This is a genomic window from Pseudomonas meliae (assembly GCF_001400515.1).
Classification (GTDB): domain Bacteria; phylum Pseudomonadota; class Gammaproteobacteria; order Pseudomonadales; family Pseudomonadaceae; genus Aquipseudomonas; species Aquipseudomonas amygdali.
In genome coordinates, this window is record NZ_LJQT01000255.1 from 1 (window position 1) to 1,007 (window position 1,007).

The following is a 1,007-nucleotide window of genomic DNA, read 5'->3' on the forward strand; positions in this document are numbered from 1 at the left end:
TGGTCAGATTGCACAGCAGCACCGAGGCCACCAGTCCACGACTTAACGATCTGGTTAACGCCGATAAGGCAGTCATGACTCGGCACTCTGTTCAAGAGCGCTGGGTACTTCTCGATGCGCTTGTGCTTGTTGCACCAAAGGCTCAGTCATGGCGTGGCCCCTCTTGGCAGGCTTGCACAGGGCTGCACCGAGATTTTCAGCGGCAACCTTGAGCCATTCGTTTGCATCACGCATGGCACCGGCGTCTATGGCTGTGTCGGTCTTGTCCTGGCGGCACAACATGAGAAACTCATAGGCTTTCTTGACCTGATCGATCTGCTCCCGACTATCCTTCTCCGACCCAGCCAGTTCGGCCTTCATCTGCTCGATCTCGGCCTGGAGCGAGTCGACGATTTTCGGAGCCTTGCCAGAACCAATTGGCGAAGCCTGCACCATTGCTGCCAGTACCTGCGCCATGTCGTTCCACGAAACACCTATGAACTTTCCATCAGGAGCGCACAGCTCCAGTAACTTCTCTCCGCCGCGCAGGCACATGAGATGCGTCGGCTCAAAGATGGATTCGAATCTGGCGATTTCGCCTTGCAGGAATTTGATCCGGTCCCGACTGCCTGCCAGGAGGCGGCGAAGTGTCTCTATCTCTTCGAATTCGTTGCTCATTTCAATTCCTTCGCGCTTTGCGCATAGAGGGGCTGAGCGTGCGTCGAGCAGGCCTTGGTTCCGCACTACCTAGGGGTGGGGGGCATCCTTGCCTGCATTTCGAAGGTCGGCTTCAGGTCGAGCAGTGCTTCCACCCGAACTGGGCCACGCCTTGTTTGCCAGACTGGCGGGACTAAACTGCACCAAAAGCTCAATCATGGCGTGGCCCGCTGTTCGAGTTCCCGCAATTGAGAGGCGGTCATGACCACCGCCAGTTCACGCCGGTCAATGCGCCCTTCCAGATGAAGACGCCAGGCCTGATCAGCGAAGCGTCGTTGCTCCAAGCGAATAATGGAGTCGATATGCCGAAC

The 1,007-nt window shown here is 57.1% G+C and carries 1 protein-coding gene and 1 pseudogene; both read right to left on the minus strand.

Annotated features, from left to right (window positions below; genetic code table 11):
* Positions 1 to 72: 72 nt before the first annotated feature.
* Positions 73 to 657: a hypothetical protein gene (locus ALO64_RS25535; protein ID WP_054991719.1), complete on the minus strand. Its 585-nt coding sequence runs from the start codon at positions 655 to 657 to the stop codon at positions 73 to 75.
* 194 nt (positions 658 to 851) lie between these two features.
* Positions 852 to 1,007 (minus strand): annotated as a pseudogene (locus ALO64_RS26640) (plasmid transfer ATPase TraJ); the annotation flags it as partial.